General features: G+C 71.5%; 23 protein-coding genes and 7 pseudogenes. 28 read left to right on the top strand and 2 right to left on the bottom strand.

Annotation, left to right across the window (positions count from 1 at the left end; genetic code table 11):
- The 10 genes from UK82_RS39525 to UK82_RS22460 all read left to right on the top strand — a co-directional run.
- Positions 1 to 292, top strand: a 292-nt coding sequence (locus UK82_RS39525) for a ribosome maturation factor RimM (protein ID WP_236706304.1), incomplete at its 5' end; no start/stop codon positions are given.
- Between the two features lie 84 nt (positions 293 to 376).
- Positions 377 to 1,201, top strand: a complete 825-nt coding sequence (gene trmD, locus UK82_RS22500; protein ID WP_044886246.1) for a tRNA (guanosine(37)-N1)-methyltransferase TrmD — start codon at positions 377 to 379, stop codon at positions 1,199 to 1,201.
- 371 nt (positions 1,202 to 1,572) lie between these two features.
- Positions 1,573 to 1,929, top strand: a complete 357-nt coding sequence (gene rplS / locus UK82_RS22495; protein ID WP_044886201.1) for a 50S ribosomal protein L19 — start codon at positions 1,573 to 1,575, stop codon at positions 1,927 to 1,929.
- A 511-nt stretch (positions 1,930 to 2,440) separates the two neighbouring features.
- A complete protein-coding gene (gene lepB, locus UK82_RS22490; RefSeq protein WP_370657106.1) occupies positions 2,441 to 3,271 on the top strand; it encodes a signal peptidase I in 831 nt (276 codons plus the stop codon).
- Positions 3,268 to 3,993: a ribonuclease HII gene (locus tag UK82_RS22485; RefSeq protein ID WP_044886199.1), complete on the top strand. Its 726-nt coding sequence runs from the start codon at positions 3,268 to 3,270 to the stop codon at positions 3,991 to 3,993. The genes lepB and UK82_RS22485 overlap by 4 nt, the downstream gene beginning before the upstream one ends.
- Positions 3,990 to 4,286 (top strand): DUF2469 domain-containing protein, encoded by a 297-nt coding sequence (locus UK82_RS22480; RefSeq protein WP_009742334.1) that lies wholly within the window; start codon positions 3,990 to 3,992, stop codon positions 4,284 to 4,286. The genes UK82_RS22485 and UK82_RS22480 overlap by 4 nt, the downstream gene beginning before the upstream one ends.
- Positions 4,287 to 4,579: 293 nt before the next feature.
- Positions 4,580 to 4,936, top strand: coding sequence for a YraN family protein (locus UK82_RS22475; RefSeq protein ID WP_044886245.1), 357 nt, complete (start codon positions 4,580 to 4,582; stop codon positions 4,934 to 4,936).
- A complete protein-coding gene (locus UK82_RS22470) occupies positions 4,936 to 6,474 on the top strand; it encodes a YifB family Mg chelatase-like AAA ATPase (RefSeq protein WP_044886198.1) in 1,539 nt (512 codons plus the stop codon). The genes UK82_RS22475 and UK82_RS22470 overlap by 1 nt, the downstream gene beginning before the upstream one ends.
- Positions 6,462 to 7,790 carry a DNA-processing protein DprA gene (gene dprA, locus UK82_RS22465; protein ID WP_055409139.1) on the top strand — a complete coding sequence of 443 codons (1,329 nt, stop codon included), beginning with the start codon at positions 6,462 to 6,464 and terminating at the stop codon, positions 7,788 to 7,790. Before UK82_RS22470 ends, dprA begins: the two co-directional genes overlap by 13 nt.
- A gap of 185 nt (positions 7,791 to 7,975) precedes the next feature.
- Complete coding sequence (locus UK82_RS22460; RefSeq protein WP_052681199.1) at positions 7,976 to 9,073, top strand: tyrosine recombinase XerC; 1,098 nt, start codon at positions 7,976 to 7,978, stop codon at positions 9,071 to 9,073.
- A gap of 21 nt (positions 9,074 to 9,094) precedes the next feature.
- Here the strand turns inward: UK82_RS22460 and UK82_RS22455 are convergent, their stop codons facing one another.
- The gene (locus tag UK82_RS22455; RefSeq protein ID WP_044886196.1) at positions 9,095 to 10,135 is read right to left on the bottom strand and encodes a murein hydrolase activator EnvC; all 1,041 of its coding nucleotides are present in this window, start codon (positions 10,133 to 10,135) and stop codon (positions 9,095 to 9,097) included.
- Positions 10,136 to 10,694: 559 nt separating this feature from the next.
- Between UK82_RS22455 and rpsB (UK82_RS39520) the strand changes: the two are divergent.
- From rpsB (UK82_RS39520) to UK82_RS22385, 18 genes and pseudogenes are all read left to right on the top strand, one after another.
- A pseudogene (gene rpsB / locus UK82_RS39520) lies at positions 10,695 to 10,943 on the top strand (30S ribosomal protein S2); the annotation flags it as partial.
- A gap of 1 nt (position 10,944) precedes the next feature.
- Positions 10,945 to 11,142 (top strand): annotated as a pseudogene (rpsB, locus tag UK82_RS39515) (30S ribosomal protein S2); the annotation flags it as partial.
- 1 nt (position 11,143) lies between these two features.
- A partial coding sequence (gene rpsB / locus UK82_RS39510) for a 30S ribosomal protein S2 (RefSeq protein WP_236706303.1) occupies positions 11,144 to 11,579 on the top strand: 436 nt, incomplete at its 5' end.
- Positions 11,580 to 11,869: 290 nt separating this feature from the next.
- Complete coding sequence (locus UK82_RS22445; protein WP_044886194.1) at positions 11,870 to 12,484, top strand: translation elongation factor Ts; 615 nt, start codon at positions 11,870 to 11,872, stop codon at positions 12,482 to 12,484.
- A gap of 343 nt (positions 12,485 to 12,827) precedes the next feature.
- Positions 12,828 to 13,385: a ribosome recycling factor gene (gene frr / locus UK82_RS22440; protein ID WP_044886193.1), complete on the top strand. Its 558-nt coding sequence runs from the start codon at positions 12,828 to 12,830 to the stop codon at positions 13,383 to 13,385.
- Between the two features lie 234 nt (positions 13,386 to 13,619).
- Positions 13,620 to 14,444, top strand: coding sequence for a phosphatidate cytidylyltransferase (locus UK82_RS22435; protein WP_370657107.1), 825 nt, complete (start codon positions 13,620 to 13,622; stop codon positions 14,442 to 14,444).
- A 249-nt stretch (positions 14,445 to 14,693) separates the two neighbouring features.
- The coding region (gene rlmN / locus UK82_RS22430; protein ID WP_255354337.1) for a 23S rRNA (adenine(2503)-C(2))-methyltransferase RlmN at positions 14,694 to 15,898 on the top strand (1,205 nt) is incomplete at its 5' end.
- Positions 15,899 to 16,253: 355 nt separating this feature from the next.
- A partial coding sequence (locus UK82_RS22425) for a PHB depolymerase family esterase (protein ID WP_236706302.1) occupies positions 16,254 to 17,231 on the top strand: 978 nt, incomplete at its 5' end.
- Positions 17,232 to 17,417: 186 nt separating this feature from the next.
- On the top strand, positions 17,418 to 18,641 hold the full coding sequence (gene dxr / locus UK82_RS22420) for a 1-deoxy-D-xylulose-5-phosphate reductoisomerase (protein WP_044883872.1): 1,224 nt from the start codon (positions 17,418 to 17,420) through the stop codon (positions 18,639 to 18,641).
- 160 nt (positions 18,642 to 18,801) lie between these two features.
- Positions 18,802 to 19,986 carry an RIP metalloprotease gene (locus UK82_RS22415; RefSeq protein ID WP_044883871.1) on the top strand — a complete coding sequence of 395 codons (1,185 nt, stop codon included), beginning with the start codon at positions 18,802 to 18,804 and terminating at the stop codon, positions 19,984 to 19,986.
- Positions 19,987 to 20,095: 109 nt separating this feature from the next.
- Positions 20,096 to 21,250, top strand: coding sequence for a flavodoxin-dependent (E)-4-hydroxy-3-methylbut-2-enyl-diphosphate synthase (ispG, locus tag UK82_RS22410; RefSeq protein ID WP_044883817.1), 1,155 nt, complete (start codon positions 20,096 to 20,098; stop codon positions 21,248 to 21,250).
- Between the two features lie 13 nt (positions 21,251 to 21,263).
- Positions 21,264 to 22,115: a DUF4081 domain-containing GNAT family N-acetyltransferase gene (locus UK82_RS22405; protein ID WP_055409132.1), complete on the top strand. Its 852-nt coding sequence runs from the start codon at positions 21,264 to 21,266 to the stop codon at positions 22,113 to 22,115.
- 474 nt (positions 22,116 to 22,589) lie between these two features.
- Positions 22,590 to 23,518: pseudogene (locus UK82_RS22400) on the top strand (ABC transporter substrate-binding protein); the annotation flags it as partial.
- A gap of 1 nt (position 23,519) precedes the next feature.
- Positions 23,520 to 23,669: pseudogene (locus UK82_RS39505) on the top strand (sulfonate ABC transporter substrate-binding protein); the annotation flags it as partial.
- A gap of 57 nt (positions 23,670 to 23,726) precedes the next feature.
- A pseudogene (locus tag UK82_RS39500) lies at positions 23,727 to 24,098 on the top strand (ATP-binding cassette domain-containing protein); the annotation flags it as partial.
- Between the two features lies 1 nt (position 24,099).
- Positions 24,100 to 24,488 (top strand): ABC transporter ATP-binding protein (locus UK82_RS39495; RefSeq protein ID WP_236706301.1); only part of this gene is annotated, 389 nt, incomplete at its 5' end.
- Positions 24,478 to 25,433 (top strand): annotated as a pseudogene (locus tag UK82_RS22390) (ABC transporter permease); the annotation flags it as partial. The gene UK82_RS39495 and the pseudogene UK82_RS22390, both read left to right, overlap by 11 nt.
- A gap of 246 nt (positions 25,434 to 25,679) precedes the next feature.
- Positions 25,680 to 26,135 (top strand): Rrf2 family transcriptional regulator, encoded by a 456-nt coding sequence (locus tag UK82_RS22385; protein ID WP_044883813.1) that lies wholly within the window; start codon positions 25,680 to 25,682, stop codon positions 26,133 to 26,135.
- 70 nt (positions 26,136 to 26,205) lie between these two features.
- Here UK82_RS22385 and UK82_RS22380 read toward each other — a convergent pair.
- Positions 26,206 to 26,509, bottom strand: a pseudogene (locus UK82_RS22380) (transposase); the annotation flags it as partial.

Below are 26,509 nucleotides of genomic sequence, written 5' to 3'. Positions count from 1 at the left end.
CCCCGCCGAGGCCGGACCACCGGTGGACGACGACGAGGACGCCGAGGGCGAAGCCGGCGACACGTGGTGGGACCGTGACCTCGTCGGCCTGGAAGCGGTCACGACGGCCGGTGCCCCGCTGGGGCGGGTGACGGACGTCATCCATGCGCCGGCGGGCGACCTGCTCGCCGTCGGGCGTCCGGGCGGGGGCGAGCATCTCGTTCCGTTCGTGCGGGAGATCGTCCCGACTGTGGATCCGGCTGCGGGTCGGATCGTCGTCGATCCACCGCCTGGTCTGCTTGATCTCGACTGATTCCGCTCCGGCCCGGTCGGCGATGATCCACCATTGCGGGCGACTCCTGGTTCGGGGCCGATCCCGATGCTCCGGGAGCTGCCGATGCGCGCCGACGTCGTGACCATCTTTCCCGCGTACCTGGAGCCGTTGCGCCTGTCCTTGGTGGGCCGGGCCCAGGAGCGTGGGACCCTCGACGTCCGCACCCATGACCTGCGGGCGTGGACCAGCGACGTGCACAGGACGGTCGACGACGCTCCCTACGGCGGTGGTCCCGGAATGGTGATGCGTCCCGAACCATGGGACGCGGCGCTGTTGGAGATCGCGGCATCGGACCCGGCACGCCGCCCGCGGGTCGTCGTGCCGACCCCGGCGGGCCGGCCGTTCTCGCAGCGTCACGCGGAGGAGCTCGCACGGGAGCCGTGGCTGGTGTTCTGCTGCGGTCGTTACGAGGGCATCGACTCCAGGGTGATCGATACCTGGGCGGATGACGAGATCTCGATCGGTGACTACGTGCTGGCCGGCGGCGAGGTCGCCACGTTGGTCATCCTCGAGGCGGTCGCCCGTCTCCTGCCGGGAGTGCTCGGTAACAGCGCGTCGGCGGCTGACGATTCGTTTTCCGACGGTCTGCTCGAGGCACCGGTGTACACGCGTCCGCAGGTCTGGCGGGGCGCCGAGGTACCGGCGGTCCTGCGATCCGGGGATCACGCGGCCGTGGCCCGGTGGCGGCGGGCGCAGGCGCTTCGCCGCACCCTGCTGCGGAGGCCGGATCTGGTGGAGCACGCCGAGTTGTCCGACGCTGACCGTGCCGTCCTCGAAGCCGTGGCGGCCGAAGTACAGCAGCACGCCGCGACCGCATCCGGGGCGGCCCCGGAGGGCGAGTCCGCGGCTGGGCGCGGTTCGGCCATGGATTCGCCGGACCAGCTGTGATCTTCAGGGTCGGTGGGGCGTGTGCCACGTGGAGCCTGGGTTCGGTCCCGACGGCCACGCCTGGCGGTCATCGCGGGCCGTCGTCGTGTTGTGTCCTCTGCGCCGACGGGCGTGCGGCTGCCTGACGGGGCGTGTGGCGGCCCTGGGGTGCACGGTCGGAGTCGCCCGCTCGTGTGGCACAGTACAATGCAGTGTCCGCCGGTTCGTGACCGGCTCGGGTGGCCTCAGGTCGAATGATCCCTGCGGGACGTCTCCGCGGTGGAGCCTGCCGATGCACGGGTCCGGGTCGGGCTCGGCCATGGGTTGTTCGCCGCGGTCGTGGGCCGAGGGCGCGGACGATCCACTCTCAACCTCTTCAGGAAGCGACTGCCATGCACACCCTGGACAGCCTCGACGCCGAGTCGCTGAGGACCGACGTGCCCGAGTTCTGGCCGGGCGACACCCTCAAGGTCCACGTGCGGGTCGTCGAAGGAAACCGTCAGCGCATCCAGGTTTTCCAGGGTGCCGTCATCCGTCGGCAGGGTGGCGGAGTGCGGGAGACCTTCACCGTCCGGAAGGTGAGCTTCGGCGTCGGCGTCGAGCGCACCTTCCCGCTGCACAGCCCGATCGTGTCCAAGATCGAGATCGTGACCCGCGGTGACGTTCGCCGGGCGAAGCTGTACTACTTGCGGGAGCTCCGCGGCAAGGCCGCGAAGATCAAGGAGAAGCGGGAGCCGATCTCGCGCTGACGTCCTCGTCGCCCAGTGCCCCGCCCGGACCAATCGTCGGCGACTTGCCGGTACTCCGTGCGCGTGTTGGCCCCGTTCGTGGACGAAGATGGGCGGCACGGTCCGCAACGACGTCGCACGGGGCGGCTGGTGGCACGTCGACCGGTCCGATGAGGTCAGACGGTCGATCCAGCGAGGTGNCGGAGTGAACGCATCCAGTCCGGGTGGGCATCGTCCGCCGCCGGGAGACGCAGGAGGCAGCCGGCCTGTCGGCGAACCGCGATGGGTCGGTCCCACATCCGAGGGGCCGCCGCGGGTTTCACCTCCGCGGAGTGATAACGATTCCGCCGACGAACGGTCCGACTGGACTGCTGACTCCGCGGAGGCCCGTGGCGATGTCGGCGGCCCGGCCGCACTCGACGGCGCGGGCGGGGCGCCGGCTGCGGGACCGGACGAGCGAGGCAGTGGTCGCCGAGTCGGTCGACCCGGATCGGGAGTCCGGGGTCGGGGCTCGTTCCTGCGCGAGCTGCCCGTGCTCGTTCTGGTCGCTTTTCTGCTGGCGCTGCTGATCAAGGCGCTGCTGGTCCAGGCTTTCTGGATCCCGTCAGAGTCGATGGAACGCACCCTGCTGGTCGACGACCGTGTGCTGGTCAACAAGGTCGTCTACCATTTTCGTGACGTGCATCGGGGCGAGATCGTCGTGTTCAACGGCAAGGGGACGGGTTTCGACCATCAGGAGTCGATCGTTCCCAAGCCCACCAATGTCTTCAGCAAGTTCGTCCGGGGTGCGCAGAACCTGCTCGGCCTCGGGGCCCCGAGTGAAACCGATTTCATCAAGCGGGTCATCGGGGTCGGCGGCGACACGGTCGCGTGTTGCGACGCGGAGGGCCGGGTGACGGTCAACGGCCATCCGCTGGACGAGCCGTATGTGTATCAGAACGACTACCAGCGTTTCGGTCCGCTGAAGGTGCCCGCGGGCTATCTGTGGGTGATGGGCGATCACCGGGGGGCGTCGTCCGATGCCCGTCAGAACGGACCGATCCCGAAGGACAAGGTGGTGGGGCGTGCCTTCGTCCGGGTCTGGCCGCTGAGTCGGTTCGGTTTCCTGGGCGTGCCGGACACCTTCAGTGGGATACCCGCCGCGTCGGTCGCTCCTCGCGCGACGCCGACGCGCACGATACCTGCGGCGTCGGACACATCGGGCGTGGGGGCGGCCCAACCCGGGGCGGGCCTGCCGGCGACGGACGACACCTCTCTGGTGGCGATCGTCGCACTGGCCCCGCCGGCCTGGCGGGCGCGGCGCCGTCATGGACCGCCCGTCATCGCGGGGAGTTCGGTCCCGCCGCGACGCGGATCCCCATGAGGCCGCGCGGGGTCGTGATCCGGCGCGACGCCGGTCTGTTCGGTTATGAGCGGGCGTTGGTGCGTTGTGGGCTGGGTCCGGTCGCCGGAGTCGACGAGGCGGGTCGTGGCGCCTGCGCCGGTCCTCTGGTCGTGGCCGCGGTGGTGCTGGGCCCTGATGGCAGGCGCCGGCTATCGCCTCGGCTGGCGGACTCCAAGCTGCTGACCGAGCAGGTCCGGGAGGGCCTCTTCGACGAGGTCATGCGATCGGCCGCGGCCTGGTCCACGGTGGTGATCCCCGCGGCGGAGATCGACCGGACCGGAGTACACGTGGCCAACATCACCGGCATGCGACGTGCCGTCGCGCGGCTGGGGCGTCGGCCGGGCTACGTACTCACGGACGGGTTTGCGGTCGCCGGCTTCGGTACGGAATCGTTGGCGGTCGTGAAGGGGGATCGGGTAGCCGCGTGCATCGCGGCGGCCTCGATCGTGGCGAAGGTGACGAGGGACCGGATCATGCGTGCGTTGCACACGCGCTATGCCGAGTACGATTTCGCGCAGCACAAGGGATACGTCACCGCGGCCCACGCGGCGGCGCTGGCGCGGTACGGACCGTGTGACGAGCACCGGAAGTCGTACGTCAACGTGGCTGCGCACGCGATGCCGACGAGGGAAGCCCGATCATTGCGGCTGGAGGACAGAGTGCTTGCGACCAGCCTGCACGGCGTCACGGAGACCGCATGAGCGCGGAAGATCTCGAGAAGTACGAGACCGAGATGGAGCTCCAGCTCTACCGCGAGTACCGCGACGTGGTGGGGCTGTTCTCGTACGTCATCGAGACCGAACGCCGGTTCTACCTCGCCAACGAATATCAGATCGAGGTCAGGAACAGCACGGACGGTGAGGTCTTCTTCGAGTTGACCCTGCGGGATGCCTGGGTGTGGGACATGTTCCGGCCCGCGCGCTTTGTGAAGAATGTCCGGGTCGTGACGTTCAAGGACATCAATGTGGAGGAGCTGACCAAGGCCGAGCTCTGACGCTCCGCCCTTGGTCGCAGGCCCTCGCCGGCGCTACCAGCGCTCTGCCTCGACTCCGCTCTAGCCTTGGCGGCCATGGAAGCGGCGCTCCGGCCGAGGCGCTTCGTTCACCGGCCGCCCACCTCCGCCAGGGCCCGCTGACCCGTACCCGACGGTACCGTCTGCCTGCGGCCCACCTGTGGATAAAGTCCGTCATCCACATCTTGATCAAGGCTCCTGGTTGTTTTCGCCCGCAACGCCGACGCTGAAACAGGCCGGCGGGCGCACGTCCCCCGGCGGACGGGAGCGTGGCGATGCGCGCGAAGGACGCACTGGGTCGGTTCGGAGAGGAGGTCGCGTCCCGGCATCTGGCTGCGGGGGGCGCGGCGATCCTCGACCGCAACTGGCGCTGCCGGGAGGGCGAACTCGATCTCGTGCTCCGGGACGGGGCTGATCTGGTGTTCTGCGAGGTCAAGACCCGATCCGGGACGCGCTTTGGGTCTGCCGCGGAAGCGGTGGTCGGTCGGAAGGCGGCCCGGATCCGCCGGTTGGCCGCCCGCTGGCTCGCGGAGCACCCGCACGAACCCTCTCCTGTGCGTTTCGACGTGGTGCTGGTGTCGCGTCCGCCGATCGGCCCGGTCCGCGTCGAGCATCTTCGGGGTGCGTTCTGATGGCGCTCGCCCGGGCCCGAGCGGTCGCGGTCCTCGGGGTCGAGGGACATCTGGTCGAGGTCGAGGCGGATCTTGCCGACGGCCTGCCGCGTCTGACTCTCATCGGCCTGCCCGACGCTGCCCTGCACGAGTCGCGCGACCGGATCCGTGCCGCGGTGGTCAACTCCGGCCAGAAATGGCCGGCCCGTCGGATCACCCTTGGCCTGTTTCCCGCCACCCTGCCGAAGGCGGGCAGCGGCTTCGATCTGGCGATGGCGGTTGCCGTGCTCAGCGCCGCCGCGGTGGTTCCGCCCGAGTCCCTGCTGCGTCGGGTGTTCATCGGCGAGCTGGCTCTGGACGGTCGTGTGCGCGCGGTGAGAGGAGTGTTGCCAGCAGTGCTCAAGGCGGCCGCTGTGGGCGTCGAGTGCGTGGTGGTCCCGGCGGCCAACGCGGCCGAGGCGGCGCTGGTGCCCGGCGCCCGTGTCGAACCGGCGATAGATCTGGCCGGCGTGCTGGCAGTCCTGCGCGGGGATGCCGCCGCGCCGGAAGTGGCGGCGCCGCCGCTCGCTGCACCCGCCCCGGCCGAGGCGTCGAGCCTGGACCTGGCGGACGTGGCCGGCCAGACCCGGGGTCGGCTCGCCGTCGAGGTCGCCGCGGCGGGCGGCCACCACCTGTTCATGCAGGGGCCGCCCGGCAGCGGGAAGACGATGCTGGCCGACCGGCTGCCCGGCCTGCTGCCCATGCTCGACATCGACGCCTCGCTGGAGGTGACGGCAGTGCACTCGGTGGCCGGCCTGCTACCGTCGAACGCTCCCCTCGTCACCCGCCCGCCCTACCGCAGCCCGCATCACAGCGCGACCCCGGCGGCGTTGGTCGGGTCGGGCTCGGCGGTCATTCGCCCGGGGTTGGCCAGCCAGGCCCATCGCGGGATTCTTTTCCTGGACGAAGCCCCCGAGTTCAATCGGCAGAGTCTCGACGCCCTGCGCCAGCCGCTGGAGAGCGGCACGATCGAGGTGGCCAGAGCCCGGGCGACAGCCCGGTTTCCGGCGCGGTTCCAGCTCGTCCTCGCCGCCAACCCGTGCCCCTGCGCGAGGGCGCGTGGGCCGCGGGCGACGGGCTGTGAGTGTCCGAGCCTGGTGCGTCGGCGCTACCTCGCCCGCCTCTCCGGCCCACTGCTGGACCGGATCGACATCCAGGTGGCCCTGAGCGCTCCCAGCCGGGCCGAGCTCAAGGCAGATCTGGGACGCTCGGCCACCTCGACGCAGGTTGCCGCCCGGGTGGCGGCAGCCAGGGAACTTGCCCGCAGCCGGCTGGCGGGCACCCCATGGCGGGTCAACGCGGAGGTGCCCGGTCCGGCGCTGCGCAGGCTCTGGCCGCTGCCCACGAAGGTCACCGCGGTGGCCGAGCGGGCCTTCGACGCGGGCCTGCTCACTGCCCGTGGCCTTGACCGTGTCCACCGTCTGGCCTGGACCTTCGCCGACCTCGCCGGGCGGGCATCGCCCGGACCGGAACAGTTCGGCGCCGCGCTGGACCTGAGGTTGCCCGGATGGGCGGCATGAGCGTGCCCGTTGCGCCTTCTGAGCCGCCCGAGCCCGGGACCGGCCTGCCCGCACCGGGGGTGGCCCCCCTGCGGTCGGCGGCGAGTGGGGCCGATCTCGGATCTGTGTTGCCCGAGCCGGGCGGCGGGGAGCCGACCGAGGGCGTCATCCCGGTGACAGCGATGCCCGCCGGCGTGGTGGAGACGGACCCGGAGCGACTCGCCCGGATCGCGCTGACCCGGGTGTTCGGACCCGAACATCAGCGCGTGGCCGTCGAGGTGGGGCGGCGTGGTGCCGCTCGGGTGTGGGCCGAGGTGCGGTCGGCGCACCCCGGGGTGGATCCCCTGCGCGACCTGGACGCTGCGTCGCGGGTCGGTGCCCGGCTGGTGTGCCCGCAGGATCCCGAATGGCCGATCGAGCTCGACGCGCTGGATCGCCTGCGTGACGAGGGCGACGGTTCCGCGATCGGCGCACCCCTGTGCCTGTGGGTGCGGGGGCCCGGTGACCTGCGAGAGCTCGCGTCGCGGGCGGTCGCCCTGGTGGGTTGCCGCGCCGCGACGAGCTACGGTCTGCATCTCGCCGGCGAGATCGCCTTCACGATGGCGGAGCAGGGCTGGGCGATCGTGTCGGGGGCGGCGTTCGGGATCGACGCGGCGGCGCACCGCGGCGCGCTGGCCGCGGCCGGACCGACCGTCGCCGTCCTCGCCGGCGGCGTCGACGTGCCGTATCCGGCCGCTCATGTGGAGCTGCTGGCCGAGATCGGTCGCACGGGCGCCGTCGTCAGCGAGGTCTCGCCCGGTACCCCACCCTTCCGTCGGCGCTTCCTGACCCGGAATCGGGTGATCGCCGCGTTGTGCCGCGGGACCGTGCTGGTTGAGGCGGGCCTTCGCAGCGGCGCGCTCAACACGGTCGCCCACGCCCGTCGCCTCGGCCGCCAGGTGATGGCCGTACCCGGGCCTGTCACCAGCGCGATGAGCGCCGGGTGCCACCGGTTGCTCCGCGACTTCCGGGAACAGACCGTGCTGGTCACCGGGGCCGAGGACATCAGTGAGGAGATCGCGGCCGTGGGCCGGTTCGCTGCGCGCCCACCGACGGCCGTCGGGCCTCGCGACGAACTGTCCGCGATGGTGCGTGATCTGCTCGATGCCATGCCTTCCCGCGCGGCGGTCGGCGTGTCGGTGTTGTCCCAGCGGACCGGGCTGCGCCCGGAGGAGGTGCTGGCCATGCTGGGGCCGCTGACCGTGGAGGGGCTGGTCGAGAGCGTCCCCAACGGTTACCGGCTGACCCCGCTCGGCCGGGCGCCGTCCAACGCCCGGTCCCGGTCTCGCCGAAGCTGAGCGGAGACCCCGTCCGGACGTGGTCCGATCCGGCGGGGTCTCCCTTCGGGGATCGCCCGGGTAGCCGAGGCAGTCGAGCCGAGGCAGTCGAGCCGAATCCGTCGCCTGCCCGCGACGCCACGCAGCACAACGTCCGCCGTCGACGGGGTCTTGACGCGGCGACCAGGTCCGGAGACGGTCCTCGCATGGCATCGCACCGCGATCGTGGTCCTGAGCGTGGCCGGGTGGATCCGGCCCCCGGGGGAGCCCGGACGGCGAGCGCGTGCCCTGCTCCGAGGCCGGCGGTGGTCGAAGGCGCCGAAGTGGGCTGGGCCGCGGCGATCGCCGGCTTCCGGCGCCACCTCGTCGCGGAGCTTGACCGGTCGCCGGAGACGGTTCGTGCCTACGTCGCCGATCTGGCGAGTCTGCGGGCGCACGCGGAGCGGGAGGGGCGCCCGGAGCTCGCCGACCTGGATCTGACGGTTCTGCGCAGTTGGTTGGCCGCCATGCGCGCCGCCGGTGCGGCTCCGGCGACACGTGCGCGGCGTGCCTCGCTTGCCCGAGTGTTCTCGGCCTATGCGGTCCGCCGCGGATTCCTGGCGACCGACGTGGCCGCCCGGCTGGTCGGTGCGCGCGCGATCCGGCAGGTGCCGCAGGTTCTGACTGCTGCCGCTGCGCGCCAGCTCCTTGATGCGGTGTCCGGGCCGGGCCAGGCGCCGGGCGATCAGTCCGCCGAACAGGTACGGCACTTCACCGGTGCACGACCGGGTCGCGATGACGACGCAGCCGTGCGAAGGGCTCTCGGCCTGCGTGACGCGCTGATGTTCGAACTGCTCTATGGCAGCGGGGTCCGGGTGTCCGAGCTGTGCGGACTGGACCTCGGGGACATCGACGACGAGCGGCGGCTGCTGCGGGTACGAGGCAAGGGCGGCCGAGAGCGCAGCGTTCCGTTCGGTGTGCCCGCGGCCAGGGCGCTGCGGGCGTGGCGGACCTCGGGCCGCCCGCTCCTGGCCGTACCCCGCAGCGGGTCGGCTCTGATGCTGGGGCAGCTCGGGGGCCGGCTCGATCCACGCACGGTGCGGCGAGTCCTGGCGCGTTGTGTGGAGTTGGGCATCGTTCCCACGGGGCTGACGCCGCACGGACTGCGCCACTCGGCGGCGACGCACATGCTCGAAGGAGGCGCGGATCTCCGCTCTGTCCAGGAGTTTCTCGGCCACGCCAATCTGGCCACCACACAGATCTACACGCATGTGACCCCGGAGCGACTCCGTGCGGCCTTCGACCAGGCGCACCCGCGGGCGTGACTCGCCCCGGACTGTCGTCGGTCATCCGGGGCGAAGGGGTAGGAGCCGAGGCGGAACACGCCGGAACGAACTCAGGGGATCGAGGTACTCCACGCCGCGCAACAGCCCCCAGTGCAGGCATGTCGTCGTGGGGCAGCCGGGGTGGCCGTCGGTGAGCCAGCCGAGCAGGTCGCCCGCGCGGACGACGGCGCCCGCGTGGACGGCGGGCCGCAGGGGTTCGTAGGTCGTCCGGACCATCCCATGATCGATGGTGACCACTCCCCGTCCCGCCACGGGACCTGCGAAGCTCACAGTTCCGGCGGCTGCCGCGAGCACGGATCCGGCCGGCGAACCCCGCAGATCGACGCCACGGTGGCCGGGGCCGAAGGGCGTCGCCGGGCGTTGGAAAGCTCGGCTCACCGCCACCGGACCCGGCAGCGGCCATCGCAGCGGCGGAACGCCTTCTGTGGTGGCGGGCTCCGCCGCGGCGGCGAGTCGGTCGGAAGCGCCGGGCGGTGGTGCGCGGCGTGGCGCCCGCGCGCCACCGCCCGGCGGGTCGGCGACCGGCGGGGACAGGGCCGGTCGCCGAGGATCCCCGGGCCGGGTCGAACCCGGCTCGGGGGGTCGGTGGATGGAGGACGGATCTCCCGGGCCCGGCCCGGAGGCGGCGTCGCGGGTGGGCAGGGACGCGCTGGGTGCCGGTGTCGTTGTGCCCGGCACGGCGGGGACCGCTCGGGCGGAGGACGCGCCAGGCGACGTGGTCGGACGTGGGGGTGCGACGGTGACCCCCGCGCCTGGGACGGGCGCTCGGGTCGTGGCGGCGACGGGTTCTGGTGCCGCCGCCAGAGCCTGGCCGATCGTGTCGTTCGGGACCGCCCCGTCTCGCGGACCGGTCCCGAGGCCGTCATCCAGCTCCGTGCCTGGCAGCGGGTCGGCCGGGTCGGCGGTGCGCGCGGTGATGGTGGCGGGCGGCCCGCTCCCACGCGGGTTGATCGGAACTCTGGTGGGCCAGCCGACGGCGATCAGCAGCGCGATCGCCGGGATGACGAGCCAGAGCGGATCGAAGCGGGGCAGTCTGGGCATGGCGGTCCCAACCTCCGGGGTCGAGGGAGGCGCGGCGGCCGGGTGGCGTCCGGGGCGACGGTCCGGCCGCCGCTTGGCCGGTCCGCGAGAGCGGCGGATCGGCCGGTTCCACGGTGCGGTGTTTTGCTCTCGTTGGGTAGTCCAAAGTTTCCGACTGTGGATAACTTGCTTCGGCGTTGATCTCGGGTGAGTTGTCGACCTGCGGATCGGCCTGCTGCGCGGTCGTCGCGGTCCGTCCGCCTGCCGCGGCGGAGATCGGCGAAGGATGATCCCGCCGGCGGGCATGCTGCAGTAGCACACGATCTTGATGGGGCGGGGNGGGCGGGNTTTCCGCTGGGCCGCAGCGTGGGTCCGGGTATCATCGTCCGCAGGGCCCGCATCGCGGGCTCAGTTCGCACGCCCGCTTCCGAGGGTCTCCACGAGGCCGTCGGAAGGGTCTCCTCGGTCCGCCGCATCGCGACGGCCACGACCACTCCGGGCGTCAGGGGCAGCCGTCGTCAGACGGCGCCGTCACAACCGAGGCGTCCGGCCGCGGCCGGACGGAGAGGAGCGACGCGCCATGGCCGTCGTCACCATGAAGCAGCTGCTCGAGAGCGGCGTGCATTTCGGGCACCAGACCAAGCGCTGGAACCCGAAGATGAAGCGGTACATCTTCACTGAGCGTAACGGCATCTACATCATCGACCTGCAGCAGACTCTTTCGTACATCGACCGCGCCTACGACTTCGTCAAGGAGACGGTGGCGCACGGTGGCACGGTGCTGTTCATCGGGACGAAGAAGCAGGCCCAGGAGGCCATCGAAGAGCAGNCCGCCCGGGTGGGCATGCCCTACGTCAAGGAGCGCTGGCTCGGCGGCATGCTGACCAACTTCTCGACCGTCTACAAGCGTCTCCAGCGGCTCAAGGAGCTCGAGGAGATCGAGGTGACCGGCGGTACCGAGGTCCGCACGAAGAAGGAGCAGCTCGTGCTGACCCGGGAGAAGGCGAAGCTGGAGCGCACCCTCGGCGNCATCCGGGACATGAGCCGGGTGCCGAGCGCGGTGTGGGTGGTGGATACGAAGAAGGAGCACATCGCGGTCGGCGAGGCGCGCAAGCTGGGCATCCCGGTCGTGGCGATCCTCGACACGAACTGCGACCCCGACGAGGTCGACTACCCGATTCCCGGCAACGACGATGCGATCCGCAGCGCGGCGCTGCTGACCCGCGTGGTCGCCGACGCCGTCGCGGATGGCCTCATGGCCCGGGCCGGTGCCTCGAAGGCCGCCGACGCCAAGCCCGAGCAGTCCGCCGGTGAAGAGCCGCTGGCCGAGTGGGAGCAGGCGCTGCTGCGCGGCGAGGGCACCGCGCCCGCGCCCGCGGCGAGCGAGGAGCAGCCCGCCGAGGAGCCGGCACCGGCCGCCGCCGCCGAGACCCAGCCCGACGCAGCGGTCGGCACGGCGGTCTGACGACCTCGCGTCGCCCCGCGCACCGGGCCTCCGTGGCGCCCGGTGCGCGCCGCCCGGCGGCCGGCATCGGTTGCGGCCACCCCGCAGCGGGCGCTCGTGGCGGTCAGGGCAGGCGGCGCAGGACCGCTGACGCGGGGAGCCTGCCGACCTGAGGGCCCGTGGTGCCCCGGTCGGCGGGTCCGAGGGCGCGGGGTACCGACGGCGACGCCCGGCTCGCCGGTAGCCCTCGTGCCGCGCCACGCCTCTAGGACAACGACAGCATTCCGACGGACACCGACGAGAAGAGCACCATGGCAGACATCACAGCCGCCGACATTCGCAAGCTTCGGGAGCTCACCGGAGCTGGGATGAGCGACGTCAAGAAGGCGCTGGTCGACAACGACGGCGACGTCGAGAAGGCGAAGTCCTGGCTGCGGGAGAAGGGCAAGGCACAGGTCGCCAAGCGCGCGACGCGCAGCGCCGCCAACGGCCTGGTCGAGTCCTACCTGCACCGGACGGACCCGCAGTTGCCCCCGACCCTCGGGGTGCTCGTCGAGCTGCGCTGCGAGACGGACTTCGTGGCGAAGACCGACGATTTCAAGCAGCTCGCCCGTGACCTCGCCCAGCACATCGCGGCCGCGGACCCGCTGTACGTCACCGCGGACCAGATCCCCAACGAGGTGCTCGAGGCCGAGCGCAAGATCTACGAGGCTGCCGCCCGCGAGGAGGGCAAGCCCGAGCAGGCGATTGCGAAGATCGTCGACGGTCGGGTCAACGGCTACGTCAAGAGCAGCGTGCTGCTGGACCAGCCGTGGGTGAAGGATGGCAAGGTGACCATTCGAGCCCTGCTCGACCAGGCGGGCGCCTCGCTTGGCGAGAAGATCGAGGTCGGCCGGTTCTCCCGGTTCAACATCCGGCAGGCCTGAGCGCAGGTTCACGGGACGGCGGGCGGACAGTGGCCGCCCGCCTGTTTCGTGTTCGCCGGGGGTCGCCGCGACGATGCCCCGGTGTCACGTATCGGGGCGGCACCACGACGGTTCGACATGTTCGGCGTGGCGCGTCCCCCCGGGCTCCGTGGGGGCGACTTCGTGCGGGACACTGCTTGCCACGGCTGTGCGATCATCGACGGGGCCGGGGCCCTGGCGCCCACGGGCAGCACGTGTCATTCCGCGGGTCGGAAGGCGGCCGTGTCCGGAGAGCGGCCGGCAGGGAGGCTGCTGTTGGAGCCGGACGGATGCCGGCGAGTCAGAGTGGACGGAAGGAAACGCGGTGATCGACGACACACTTCTCGATGCCGAGGAGAAGATGGAGAAGGCCGTCTCGGTCGCCAAGGAGGACTTCGCGAACATCCGCACCGGCCGCATCACGCCCGCGGTCTTCTCCAAGATCCTCGTGGACTACTACGGCGCGCCGACGCCGGTGCAGCAGCTCGCGTCCTTTCACATCCCCGAGCCGCGCATGGTGATCATCACCCCGTACGACAAGTCGTCGCTGCCCTCGATCGAGAAGGCGGTGCGCGACTCCGACCTCGGGGTCAACCCGAGCAACGACGGCACGATCATCCGCATCGTCTTCCCGGAGCTGTCCGAGCAGCGGCGGCGTGACTTGGTCAAGGTCGCCCGCTCCAAGGCGGAGGAGGCCCGGGTCAGCATCCGCAACGTCCGGCGTCACGCCAAGGACGGGATCGACCGCATCGTCCGGGACGGAGACGCCGGCGAGGACGAGGGCCGGCGCGCCGAAAAGGACCTCGACGAGGCGACCCACCGTTACGTCGGGCAGGTGGACGAGCTCCTCCGCCTCAAAGAAGCGGACCTGCTGTCGGTCTGATCATCGTCGCCCCCGGAGCCGATGCGGCCCGCCCACCCTGCAATGCGAGCCAGATGATCGCGGTGGCGTGGGAAGGGCGACGGCGGGGCATGCGTGCCGCTCCTGTCCGCCTCTGTCGAGATAGTCGAGATACAGGCATCCATGACGGCAGTCGACGGCCGCGCCGTGGTTGACGGCGGGCCATCCGGAAGCGCCGAAGCGACCGGGGCCGCTGCCGGCGGTCCCGGGCCCGCTGTGGCCCCACCGCGCCGTTCCCGCGCCGGCCGCAACCTGCCGGCCGCGATCGCGGTCGGCGTCCTGCTCGGCGCGATCATTCTCATCCCGCTGTTCACCGTGCGGGCGGCGTTCGTCGGCGTCATCAGCGTTGCCGTCGCCCTGGGCACCTGGGAGGTGATCCGAGCGGTCTGGCTCACCGGAGTGCGGGTGCCACCCGTGCCGCTGGTCGCCGGGGCGCTCGCGATGCCGGCGGTGGCCTATGTCGAGGGGACGACCGGCCTGCTGTTGACGCTCGCCGCCACCGTCGGCGCCGGCGTTGCGGTGCGAGCCGCCGGGCCAGCCGAGGGGCTGGTCCGGGATGTGGGCGGCATCGCCTTCGTCGCCGGATACGTCGGTTTCCCGGCGGGGTTCGCGGCGTTGCTGACCGAACCATCCGACGGTAGCTGGCGGGTCCTCGCCTTCCTGGCCACAGTCGTGGCCAGCGACGTCGGCGGCTACACCGCGGGGGTCCTCTCCGGGGGGCGCCACAAGATGGCCCCGAGCGTGTCCCCCGGTAAGTCGTGGGAGGGGTTCGCGGGCTCCGCGGTGGGCTGCGTGCTGGTGGCGGGGATCCTGCTGGCCTGGCCGCTGGGAGCACATGCGTGGCAGGGGATCCTGATCGGCCTCGCGACCGCCTGCACGGCGACGATCGGAGACCTGGGCGAGTCGCTGCTCAAGCGGGACATCGGCATCAAGGACATGAGTAATCTGCTGCCTGGTCACGGCGGCGTGATGGACCGCCTGGACTCGTTGCTGTGCACCGCCCCCGTCGCCTGGCTGCTGCTCACCGCCTTCCTCGACTGAGCGGCCGCCGGCACGAGTGAGCCGCTGCCGCGAGACCTGAGCCCCCTTTCTCGACCGGGCCGGTGGCACCGGCCCGTACCGGCGGTGGTACCGGCCCGGTCGGGGGCGCCGGGCGGTGCGCGCCGCCCGCGCGGGCGATCGCCGCATTCGTCTAGGCGGCGGCCTCCTGGCACACTGGAGCCGCGATGACTCCCATGACCGCCGAATCCGAATCCCCGGACGGCCCGGTGTCCGCCGGGACCGGCCGGNCGGTCCGCCTGTCCCTGACCCGGCGTGCCGCGCGGCCTGCGCGGCACCTGGCAGATCTTTCCCGGGACGAACGCCGCCAGGTCGCGGTCTCGTTGGGCCAGCCCGCCTTCCGCGCCGATCAGGTGTCGCGCCACTACTTCGCCCGGCTGGTCGATGCCGACGAGACCGACGCGATGACCGACCTGCCCGAGGACGCCCGCGGACCGCTCCTCGAGGCGCTGCTCCCGCGGTTGCTCGTGCCTGCCCGAACGCTGAGCTGCGACGACGGCCTGACCCGCAAGACGGCATGGCGGACCGCGGACGGCGCGCTGCTCGAATCTGTGATCATGAGGTATCCGGATCGGGCGACGGTCTGCGTGTCCAGCCAGGCGGGCTGCGGCATGGGCTGCCCGTTCTGTGCTACCGGTCAGGGGGGCCTGACCCGTAATCTGTCGACGGCGGAGATCGTCGAACAGGTCGTGCACGCCGCTCGCGTGCTGCGCCGCCGGGAGTTGGCCGGCGGCGAGGGCCGCCTGTCCAATGTGGTCTTCATGGGCATGGGCGAGCCGCTGGCCAACTACACCGCGGTGACCGCTGCGCTGCGCCGCCTGATCGCGCCGCCGCCGGAGGGGCTGGGGCTGTCCGCGCGTGGGCTGACGGTCAGCACCGTCGGACTCGTGCCGGCGATGCGTCGGCTGGCCGGCGAGGGCCTGCCGGTGACCCTGGCGGTGTCGCTGCATGCCCCGGACGACGAGCTGCGCGACGAGCTGGTGCCGATCAACACGCGGTGGCCGGTGGCCGAGGTGCTCGCCGCCGCCTGGGAATATGCCGAGGTCACCGGCCGGCGGGTGAGCATCGAGTACGCGCTGATCGACGGGGTCAACGACGACGTGGCCCGCGCCGACGCGCTCGCGACCCTGCTCTCCGGTCGCCTGGCGCATGTCAATCTCATTCCGTTGAACCCGACGGAGGGCTCGTCCTGGCAGGCCAGTGCACCCGCCGGCCAGCGCGCGTTCGTCCGCCGGCTGCGGGAGCGGGGGATCGCCACCACCGTGCGCGACACCCGCGGTCGGGAGATAGCGGCGGCCTGCGGTCAGCTCGCCGCCGAGCCCGCCGGACGTGCCAGGCGCCTCGAGGCCGCGAAGCCTGTCGAGTCCGCGAAGCCTGTCGAGGCCGCCGGCGCGGCGAGCGGCTCGTCTGCGCACGGCAGCCGTGTCCTTCGGTAGTCCGGCGAGCCGACGGCGCGGTTCTCTTCGGCATCGCGCGCGGACGACGAACACGGTCTGGTTGCCGATCACGGCCGCAGTCGGCGTGCTTCTGCTTCTGTTGTGGTACGCCATCTCGCGGGATCCCGGCTCGGAGCACGCCTCGGGGCCATCCTCTGCGATAGGTCCCGCCGGCGGGCGCGAGCCGCGCGCGGCGGCCGTGTCGGCGTCGCCGACGCCCACCGTCCCCGCCCCGCCACCCAGCGGGTGCGTCACCGGGAAGACCCTGCCGTCCGGGGTGAGTACCCGCACCTTGCGGGTCGGCGGCATCGACCGCACGTACGTCCTGGCCGTTCCCACCGCGGGATCGCAGGCNCGGGCGCTCCCGCTGATCCTCAACTTCCACGATCTCGGGCAGAGCACCGACGATCTGGAGGCCTACACCCGGCTCGCCGACCAGGGCACCAAGGCCGGTTTCGCGGTCGCGGCGCCGATCGGGGCACAGGATCGGTGGAACTTTCCGCGTTCCGCCGCCATCGGCCCCGACGACGTGCTGTTCGCGGGAACGCTGCTCAACGAGCTCACGGGCCGGATGTGCCTCGACGCGAAGCGCATCTTCGCCGTAGGTTACGCGGACGGCGCGAACATGGTGTTCACCGTGGCCTGCGCGTTGCCGGGCAGGATCGCGGCGGCGGTCACGGTCGGCTCGAGCGTGCTGCCCACCTCCTGCGCGGCGCCTACCACGAACGTGCTCGAGATCCACGGGACGGCCGACCAGATCGCGCCGCTCGACGGCGGGGGCGCTCCCCGTCCGGCGCCGTTCGCCGGCGTGGTCGCGCAGTCGACGCCCGACCGGCTCGCCCGCTATGCCTCCGCACTCCGGTGCAGCGGCGCCAGCCAGGCCTCCCGGGACACCGCGGCCTGGCAGCGCACCGTGTGGACGGGCTGCCCGAACGGGCGCGACGTCGGGTTGCTGGCCATGCAGGGCGCCGGACACACCTGGCCCGGCGCGCAGGCCCGTCCGGCGCTCGGGCCGACCTCGGACGCCTTCAGCGCCACCGTCGTGGCGCTGACCTATTTTGGTTACACCCCCACCTCCGGGGACGTCGCCGGCGGCGGCGCGGGGACGCCGGGTTCGGGCGGGGCGCTCCCGCTGCCGGGCCCGCTCGCTCCGAGCGGATCGCCCGCCGCCTCGGCCACGCCGGCCACGCCGGCCGCACCGTCGTCGGCGGCGAACGCATCGCCTTCGGCGGGTGCAAGCCCGGGCGCCGGCACGGGCGGGTCGGGGACTCCCGTGCCGTCGACATCACCCTCGGCGACCGGGACCCCCTCGTCGGCGGCTGCGGACGGATGAGCTCCCCCGGTTGGGTGCGAGACCGGCGACCCCGCCGGGTTGGGGTCGACGTCGCTTCGACGGGGAGAGGATGAGGTCACAAAAGGTAGTGGCCGTCAGACCCATTGCACATCTACGGGTGGCACCTGTCATGAACCGAACAGGGCGGCGCCGAGGCGTCGACGGGCCTGAGAGAATGGAGGTGTGGTGGAGGCTTCGAACCTGCGTGAAGTTGTTCTGCTCGGGTCCACGGGCTCGATCGGAACCCAGGCCATAGACGTCGTACGCCGCAATCCGCAGCGCTTCCGGGTGGTTGCGCTGATGGGCGGCGGGTCCCGGGTGGACCTGCTCGCAGCCCAGGCACTCGATCTCGGTGTCCAGGCGGTCGGCGTGGCGGCGGCATCGGCGGCCCAGGACCTGCAGCTCGCCTTCTTTGCGGAGGCGACGCGGCGGGGCTACCGCCGGGGCGAGTTCGCCGTGCCGAAGATCCTGGCCGGGCCCGATGCGGCGAGCGAGATCGCCGAGTGGCCCTGTGACATTGTTCTCAACGGCATCACCGGATCGGTCGGTCTCGCGCCGACGCTCGCCGCGCTGGCCGCCGGCCGGACGGTGGCGCTGGCGAACAAGGAGTCGCTGGTCGCCGGGGGACCCCTGGTCCTGGACGCGCTCGGCGGCGACCCGGACCGGCTCGTCCCGGTGGACTCCGAACACTCCGCGTTGGCGCAGTGCCTGCGCGGCGGCCGCCGGGACGAGGTACGCAAACTGGTCCTCACGGCCAGCGGCGGCCCGTTCCGTGGGCGTCGCCGCGACGAACTCGCCGCCGTCACCCCGCAGCAGGCGCTGGCTCATCCCACCTGGGACATGGGCCCGTTTGTCACGATCAACTCCGCCACCCTGATGAACAAGGGTCTGGAGCTGATCGAGGCGCACCTGTTCTTCGGGGTGCCCTACGACGACATCGACGTCGTCGTGCACCCCCAGTCGCTGGTGCACTCGATGGTCGAGTTCACCGACGGGTCCACCCTGGCCCAGGTCTCGCCGCCCGACATGCGCCTGCCCATCGCGCTGGCCCTGGGCTGGCCGGAGCGGGTGGCCGAGGCGCAGCCGCCGATGGACTGGACCCGCGCCCAGGCGCTCACCTTCGAGCCGCTCGACGAGGTGGCCTTCCCGGCCGTGGAGCTCGCGCGCACGGCCGGTCGCCGGGGTGGCACCGCTCCGGCGGTGTTCAATGCGGCCAACGAGGAGGCGGTGGCCGCCTTCCTGGCCGGACGCCTGCCCTTCGTCCGTATCGTCGATCTGGTGGCCGAGGTCATCGCCGAACACGAGGTCGTCGATCACCCTTCGCTCGACGAGGTGTTCGCCACCGAGCGGGCCGCGCGCGACGCGGCGCAGCGGTTGATCCGGCGCGAGAGCGAACGGGAATCGGTGTGAACCACGCGCTGCCCGGGGTGGGCGGTGGATCCCACCCGGCCGGCTTCCGTTCCGGGGTCGGTGTGATCCGCCTGGGCCGGGCCGGGCGCGGCGGTTCGTGGGGTGCCTGGGTCCATCCGGGCGCCCCCGGCCGGTGTCCCGTCGGGCGGAGGCCGGCCTGATGGCGATTCTCGGCATCGTGGCGTTCGCCGCGGCGCTGCTCGTGTCCGTGGTGCTGCACGAGGGCGGTCACTTCGTGACCGCCCGGCACTACGGCATGAAGGCCTCGAAGTTCTTCGTGGGCTTCGGCCCGACGATCTGGTCCCGCCAACGCGGCGAGACCGAGTACGGCATCAAGGCCATCCCCGCCGGCGGCTTCGTCAAGATCGAGGGGATGACGCCGCTGGAGGAGATCGATCCGGCCGACGAGCCTCGGGCGTTCTACAACGCCCGGGCCCGGGCCCGGCTGGTGGTCATGTCCGCCGGTTCCTTCGTGCATTTCGTCATCGCCATTGTGTTGATCTATGGGGTGCTGGTCGCGCTCGGCACCACGCAGGTCAGCGAGTCGAAGATCGGTTCGACGAGCTGCGTGGCGACAACCGCGAGCTGCTCTGGGCCCGGCCCCGCCGCCGCGGCGGGGCTGCGACCCGGCGACCGGGTCGTCAGCTTCGACGGGGTCGCGGTGCACACCTGGAAGGACTTCACCCGCCGGGTGCGCGAGCACGGCGCCGGCCCCGCCTCGCTCGTGGTGGAGCGGGACGGACGCTCGCTGACCCTCAGCCCGGACCTCGTCGAGGTCCGCCGCAACCGCTCCACCGGCGAGGCGGGCAACGACCGGGTCGGCGCGCTGGGCGTCCGGCCGGGGCTCGAGACGGTGCACTACAACCCGATCGAGGCCGTTCCGCACACCTTCGTGGTGATCGGCTCCGGCTTCACCGGCATGTACGACACGTTGACCCACCGGATCGGCGACGTCGGTAAGATCTTCAGTAACGATCGCGATCCCGAGGGCTTCATCAGCGTCGTGGGTGCGGCGCGCATCGGTGGTGACGTCGTCTCGGCCCCGGACAGCTCGGTGCTCGACCGGGTCGGCCAGTTCCTCATCCTGGTGGCCGCGATCAATCTCGCGGTCGGCATCTTCAACCTGTTGCCCCTGCTCCCGTTGGATGGCGGCCACATCGCCGTGCTGGGCTTTGAACAGGCCAGACACGGTCTGCGCAGGCTTCGGGGCTACCGTGGTCCGGTACAGAAGGTGGATTTCGCCAAGCTCTTACCGGCCACGTACGCCACGGTTGTCGTCCTGCTCGGGTTCAGCCTGCTCCTCCTGTCCGCCGACATCTTCAATCCGATCCGCCTGAACCAGTGATTCCGCACGGTTGCGCGAGACCGTGCGCCCTACTGCCCTGCGTCCCGCAGCCGACAGGCCGAANCAGTCGCACATCGATCAATTTTTCCGATTCGCCAGTGAGGACAACGTGACCGTTACTCTGGGCATGCCAGCCGCTCCGGCCCGACCGCTCGGCACTCGGCGGCACAGCCGGCAGATCAACGTGGGCAACGTCCCGGTCGGGGGTGACGCTCCGGTCTCCGTGCAGTCGATGTGCACCACGTTGACCTCGGACGTCAACGCGACACTGCAGCAGATCGCCCAGCTCACCGCGTCTGGATGCCAGATCGTCCGGGTGGCCGTCCCCAGTCAGGACGACGCCGACGCGCTTGCGGCCATCGCCCGCAAGTCGCCGATTCCGGTGATCGCGGACATCCACTTCCAGCCCAAGTACGTCTTCGCCGCGATCGACGCCGGCTGCGCGGCGGTCCGCGTCAACCCCGGCAACATCAAGGCGTTCGACGACAAGGTCGGCGAGATCGCCCGCGCGGCGAAGGGCGCCGGTATCCCGATCCGGATCGGGGTGAACGCCGGCTCCCTCGACAAGCGGCTGCTCGCCAAGTACGGCAAGGCCACGCCGGAGGCGCTCACCGAGTCGGCGCTGTGGGAGTGCTCGCTGTTCGAGGAGCACGACTTCCGCGACATCAAGATCTCGGTCAAGCACCACGACCCGGTCGTCATGATCCAGGCCTACCGATTGCTCGCCCAGTCCTGCGACTACCCCCTGCACCTCGGCGTGACCGAGGCGGGCCCCGCCTTCCAGGGCACCGTGAAGTCCTCGGTCGCCTTCGGCGCGCTGCTCGCCGAGGGCATCGGCGACACCATCCGGGTCTCGCTGTCCGCGCCGCCGGTCGAGGAGGTCAAGGTCGGCACCGCGATCCTGGAGTCCCTGGGACTCCGGCAGCGTAAGCTCGAGATCGTGTCCTGCCCTTCCTGTGGTCGGGCCCAGGTCGATGTCTACACCCTCGCCAACCAGGTCAGCGCCGGTCTCGAAGGCATGGAGGTCCCGTTGCGCGTCGCCGTGATGGGCTGCGTGGTCAACGGGCCGGGTGAGGCGCGGGAGGCCGACCTCGGCGTCGCGTCCGGTAACGGCAAGGGCCAGATCTTCGTCAAGGGCGAGGTCGTGAAGACCGTGCCCGAGGCGCAGATCGTGGAGACCCTCATCGAGGAAGCCATGCGGCTGGCCGAGGAGATGACGGCGGGCGGTACCCCGTCCGGCGAGCCTTCGGTCACCGTCAGCTAGGCGGCGCGACCGGATGGGCCTGCCGCTGCGCTCCGCGCCGACGCGACTGCTCGACGATCGGGATCTCCCCGCCGTGCGCGAGCTGCTGGCCCGTAATCCGGTCGCCGACGTGTTCGTCGCGTCCCGCGTCGAGGCCGCCGGGCTTGATCCGTGGCGGCTCGGCGCGGAGATGTGGGGTCACACGGTCGACGGCCGCCTGGCCGCGGTGTGTTACTCCGGCGCCAATCTCTGGCCCGTGGCGGCGGGTCCCGCCTCGGCGAAGCTGTTCGCCGAGCGGGCCCGCCGGCAGGGCCGCCGCTGCTCCTCCGTCGTCGGTGTCTCCTCGTCGGTCATGGCGATGTGGCGGCACCTCGAGCCGACCTGGGGACGGGCCCGCGAGGTCCGGTCCGACCAGCCGTTGCTCGTGATCGACCGGCCGCCACTCATCGCGCCCGACCCGGCCGTCCGTCCCGTCCGGCCCGATGAACTCGACGTCCTGCTGCCGGCCTGCATCGCCATGTTCACCGAGGAGATCGGGGTGTCCCCGGTCCTCGCTGACGGCGGGGCCCTTTACCGGGCCCGCGTCGCGGAGTTCATCGGGCAGCGGCGCTCGTTCGCGCACATCGTCGACGGCCGCGTGCTGTTCAAGGCCGAGATCGGCGCGGTGGCCGGGGACGTCTGCCAGATCCAGGGCGTCTGGGTGGACCCGGCGCTGCGTGGGCGCGGGCTGGGTGCGGCCGGCACTGCCAGCGTCGTCGCGCTGGCGCGGGCGGCGTTCGCCCCGCGGGTGAGCCTGTACGTCAACGACTTCAACCACGCCGCCCGCCGAGCCTACGAGCGGGTCGGATTCCAGCGCGTGGACACCTTCGCTTCGATCCTCTTCTAGCTCGCTTCCTCTCCGCCGCAGGCCAGGTGTGGTCGCCGCAGGCCAGGCGCGGTCGCCTCGGGCCAGGCGCGGCGCGGAGGGCCGGGCTGGCCGGGGGTCCGGTCGGTTGGCGTTTGTTCGTCCTTGGTGGCGCGTGGGGGCGCCGCGCCGCCGCGCGCTGAGCTTGGACGCTGAGCCCGCCGCGCCGTCCGCGCCGCCGCGCCGTCCGCGCCGCGCCGTCCGCGCCGCGCCTGCCGAACAGGCCTGTGACCTGGTCCGCAGCCTGTTCCTGGATGGTCCGCGGGGATCAGTCCTTCATGATCGGATCCTGTCCGTCTTGCCGAATTGCTCCCAAATCGACCGTATTTGTTACCGAACGATGTCCGGACGATGAAGGCACATGGCCAGGATGCGGGGCATCTGGCATGCTTACCATCCCGATGACGTCGATTGACTTGCATGGCGCGGGCGTCAGCCTGCGCGAAGGGGGTTTTCATGAGGCCGAGCAGACTGTGGCGGGCCATGACGCCACTGATCACCGCTGGGGCGCTGGCGCTGGCGGTGGTGGGCTGCTCGAGCTCGGGCGATGACGCCAAGGCCTCGGCGAGCGCGACGCCCGGCCAGGTGAGCGGGACGCTCCGCCTCGGGTACTTCCCGAACCTCACCCACGCGCCCGCGCTCTACGGCGTCGAGAAGGGGATCTTCGCCAAGGAGCTCGGCACCGGCGTCACGCTGAAGACCTCGACGTTCAACTCCGGGGTGCAGGAAGCCGAGGCCGTGCTGTCCGGGGCGCTCGACGCCGGGTACATCGGGCCGAACCCCGCGGTGAACAGCTTCATCAAGTCGAACGGCGAGGCGGTACGGATCGTCTCCGGCGCGACGTCGGGTGGCGCGGCGCTCGTGGTCCGGCCGGACATCACCTCGGTGGCGCAGCTCAAGGGCACCACGCTCGCGACGCCGAGCCTCGGCAACACCCAGGACGTGGCGCTGCGCTACTACCTGAAGAAGAACGGCCTGAAGACGGACACCCAGGGCGGCGGCGACGTCTCGATCAAGCCGCAGGACAACTCCGTCACGGTCGACGCCTTCACCAACAAGGCGATCGACGGCGCGTGGGTGCCCGAGCCGACGGCGTCCCGGCTGGTCGCCGCGGGCGGCAAGGTGCTCGTGAACGAGGCCGACGAGTGGCCCGAGACCAAGGGCCAGTTCGTCACGACGGTGCTGCTGGTGCGTACCGCCTACCTGAAGAAGAACCCGGAGATCGTCCGCCGGCTCGTCAGCGCCAACGTGGCGTCGATCAACGGTCTCAACGCCGACCGGGACGCCGGCGCGACGGTCACCAACACGGCCCTGGGCAAGCTTGCCGGCAAGCCGCTGTCGGACAAGGTCCTGACCTCGGCGTGGAAGTCGCTGACGTTCACGCCNGACCCGATCGCCGCCTCCCTGCTTACCTCGGCCAAGCATCAGGAGGAGCTCGGGTTGATCAAGAATCCGAAGCTCGACGGCATCTTCGACCTGACGATCCTCAACGACATCCTGGCGAAGCAGGGTAAGCCGACCGTCTCCGACTCCTGATCCACCCGCAGGTCGCCTGGCCGGGCGTGCGTCTCCACCGCAACGGGGGAATGATCCGTGACCGCTGTCCGCTCCGACACCGCTGTGCGCATCGACGGCGTCAGCCGCTTCTTCGGCTCCGGCGCCGCACGTGTGCAGGCGTTGGACAACGTCTCCCTGGACGTCCGGTCCGGCGAGTTCCTCTGTCTGCTCGGGGCGTCGGGCTGCGGTAAATCGACCCTGCTCGGGTTGATCACCGGGCTCGACGCGCCGACCACCGGCACCGTGGACACGACCAATCGCCGCGCCGGGATGATGTTCCAGGACTCGGCGTTGCTGCCGTGGCTCACCGCGGGCGGCAACATCGAGGTGCCGCTGCGGCTGCGGGGTATCCGCCGCGGCGAGCGACGGGAGCGGGTGGAGCGCCTGCTCGCGATGGTTCGCCTCGCCNGGCTGGCCGACAAGCGTCCCCACGAGCTGTCCGGAGGCATGCGCCAGCGGGTGAGTCTCGCCCGGGCGTTCGCGCAGGAGGCCGACATCCTCTGCATGGACGAGCCCTTCGGTGCCCTCGACGCGATGACCAGAGACCTGCTCCACGACGAGCTGGAGCGGATCTGGCGGGAGACCGGCGTCACGGTCATCTTCGTCACGCATGACGTCCGCGAGGCCGTGCGGCTCGGCGACCGCATCGTGCTGCTGTCCTCGCGGCCCGGCCGGGTCGCGGAGGTCTTCGACGTCGACATCGAGCGGCCGCGGCGGATCGACTCCGCCCGGGTCGCGGAACTGGCCACCGTCGTGACCACGCGACTACGCGAGGAGGTCGGCCGGCATGGCCACTGAAAGCGGCACCTCGACCCGGTTCCGTAGCCAGACGGCGGACTTCGACGCCGAGACCGGGCTCGCGGTGGACGCCGCGCTCGCCGGCCTGGATGCGCTCGACATCCCGACCACGCAGCGGCGGCCGCTCGCATCCCGGGCGTGGGCCGCTACCTGGCCGAAGATCGGCGCTCTCGCCCTGTTCCTGCTGCTGTGGCAGCTCGTCGTCTGGAGTGGCTGGAAGCCCTCCTATGTGCTGCCCGGACCGGGTAAGGCCCTGTCCGAGTTCGGCAGCCGCCTCGGCACCAGTCACTTCTGGGACGCCTTGGCACGCACCCTGGTCCGGGCGGTGGAGGGTTACGCCCTCGCGGTCGTGATCGGGGTCGTGGTGGGGGTCGCGGTCTCCCGCTCCACGATCCTGCGTACCGCGGTGGGCTCCTTCATCACCGCGCTGCAGACGATGCCGTCCATCGTCTGGTTCCCCCTGGCGATCCTGCTGTTCAAGCTCAGCGAGTCGGCGATCATGTTTGTCGTGGTGCTCGGGGCCGCGCCCTCGGTCGCCAACGGGGTGATCTACGGCGTCGACTACGTGCCGCCGCTACTCGTGCGCGTGGGTCGCAGTATGGGTGCGAGCGGCTTCTCCCTGTACCGGTACGTCGTCGCGCCCGCGGCCCTGCCCTCGGTACTCGCTGGGCTCAAGCAGGGCTGGGCGTTCGCCTGGCGCAGCCTGATGGCCGGTGAGCTGCTGGTCATCGTTCCCGGCCATCCCTCGGTCGGGGCCGACCTACAGAACTCCCGGGAACTGCTCGACACGGTCGGGGTGATGGCGTCGATGATCACAATCTTCGTCGTCGGAGTCGTTGTCGACGCTGCGTTCAACACCGCCGACCAGCGGATGCGCGTCCGCCGCGGTCTCGTCGCCGAGGGGACGTCCGCGGTGCGGGCGGCCCGCGGTAGCCGGGGACTCGGNGTGGCCGGCGGCGCGGTCGACCCGGTGGGAAGCTCCGGGGACGGCACGATGCCGCCGCCGGCGGACCCGGGCGCCGGCGGCGGGGACGGTGGGCATTCCGGCGGTGCGGGGTGAGCGAGCGGCGGCCCGTTTTCCTTGGGTGGGCGGGGCGCCAGCGCGGACGGTGAGTGCCGGCACGTGCACCCGCGGCACGCCAGGCCAACCCGTCGGGCGCGCTCGGCGCTGCCGGGCGGCAATATGGGTGCATGCAGATCTCCGCTCGCGCCGACTATGCGCTGCGCGCACTCCTGACGTTGGCGGCGAGTGACGGTCAGCTCGTCAAGGGCGAGTCGCTGGCTCTGGCGCAGGATCTGCCGCTGCGCTTCCTCGAGAACATCCTGACCGATCTGCGCCGGGCCGGACTGGTCCAGAGCCGCCGGGGTGCCGACGGGGGTTACCAGTTGGGCCGCCCCGCCGACCAGATCACGGTCGCCACGGTGATCCGGGTGACCGACGGCCCGCTCGCGAGCGTGCGCGGGCGCCGCCCCGAGGACGCCTGCTACGAGGGTGCGGCCAAGAATCTGCAGGACGTCTGGATCGCCGTGCGGGTCAACCTGCGCCGTGTCCTGGAGAACGTGACCCTTGCCGACGTCGCCGGCGGCCGCCTTCCGGAGATCGTCACCACTCTTGGCAATGATCCCGACGCCTGGACCACTCGCTAGCCCCGTGTTTCGCACTTCGGATTCTGCTGCGCCGACCGGCCCCTGTGATCTTGTTTTCGGGTCATGGGGGTTAGGTGGGGTCGATGCCGAGGAGGTCGAGCAGGTGCTGTTGGAGTGGTCCGGGTCTGGGGATGTAGGCGGGCTGGCCGGCGGCGGTGGGGACCAGGCGCAGGGGGGCGAGGGCTTCGAGGATGAGTCGGCCGGTGGGCCGGGCGGGGCGGCCGGCGTAGAGGCCGGGCAGCTTCTCGGCGGGGGCGATCGCCTGGCGGACGGCGCGTTCGATCAGGGTGAACACGAGCAGGGCCAGGCAGATGACGTGGATGAGGCCGTCGATGCGCTGGTTGGTGCGCAGGAACAGCGGGGCGACCGCGAGT

Source organism: Frankia sp. ACN1ag, from assembly GCF_001414035.1.
Lineage (GTDB): Bacteria > Actinomycetota > Actinomycetes > Frankiales > Frankiaceae > Frankia > Frankia torreyi.
Note: the sequence above shows the minus strand (reverse complement) of the source record. Positions and strands in the feature narration are given on the sequence as shown.

Bases quoted from the DNA above. Each gene is read 5' to 3' on its own strand.
- UK82_RS22405 (WP_055409132.1), top strand. From the start codon at position 21,264: ATGGGCCTGCCGCTGCGCTCCGCGCCGACGCGACTGCTCGACGATCGG.
- UK82_RS22475 (WP_044886245.1), top strand. From the start codon at position 4,580: ATGCGCGCGAAGGACGCACTGGGTCGGTTCGGAGAGGAGGTCGCGTCC.
- UK82_RS22470 (WP_044886198.1), top strand. From the start codon at position 4,936: ATGGCGCTCGCCCGGGCCCGAGCGGTCGCGGTCCTCGGGGTCGAGGGA.
- UK82_RS22385 (WP_044883813.1), top strand. From the start codon at position 25,680: ATGCAGATCTCCGCTCGCGCCGACTATGCGCTGCGCGCACTCCTGACG.
- rplS (WP_044886201.1), top strand. From the start codon at position 1,573: ATGCACACCCTGGACAGCCTCGACGCCGAGTCGCTGAGGACCGACGTG.
- UK82_RS22480 (WP_009742334.1), top strand. From the start codon at position 3,990: ATGAGCGCGGAAGATCTCGAGAAGTACGAGACCGAGATGGAGCTCCAG.
- UK82_RS22485 (WP_044886199.1), top strand. From the start codon at position 3,268: ATGAGGCCGCGCGGGGTCGTGATCCGGCGCGACGCCGGTCTGTTCGGT.
- UK82_RS22445 (WP_044886194.1), top strand. From the start codon at position 11,870: ATGGCAGACATCACAGCCGCCGACATTCGCAAGCTTCGGGAGCTCACC.
- UK82_RS22415 (WP_044883871.1), top strand. From the start codon at position 18,802: ATGGCGATTCTCGGCATCGTGGCGTTCGCCGCGGCGCTGCTCGTGTCC.
- UK82_RS22460 (WP_052681199.1), top strand. From the start codon at position 7,976: ATGGCATCGCACCGCGATCGTGGTCCTGAGCGTGGCCGGGTGGATCCG.
- dprA (WP_055409139.1), top strand. From the start codon at position 6,462: ATGGGCGGCATGAGCGTGCCCGTTGCGCCTTCTGAGCCGCCCGAGCCC.
- trmD (WP_044886246.1), top strand. From the start codon at position 377: ATGCGCGCCGACGTCGTGACCATCTTTCCCGCGTACCTGGAGCCGTTG.
- UK82_RS22455 (WP_044886196.1), bottom strand. From the start codon at position 10,135: ATGCCCAGACTGCCCCGCTTCGATCCGCTCTGGCTCGTCATCCCGGCG.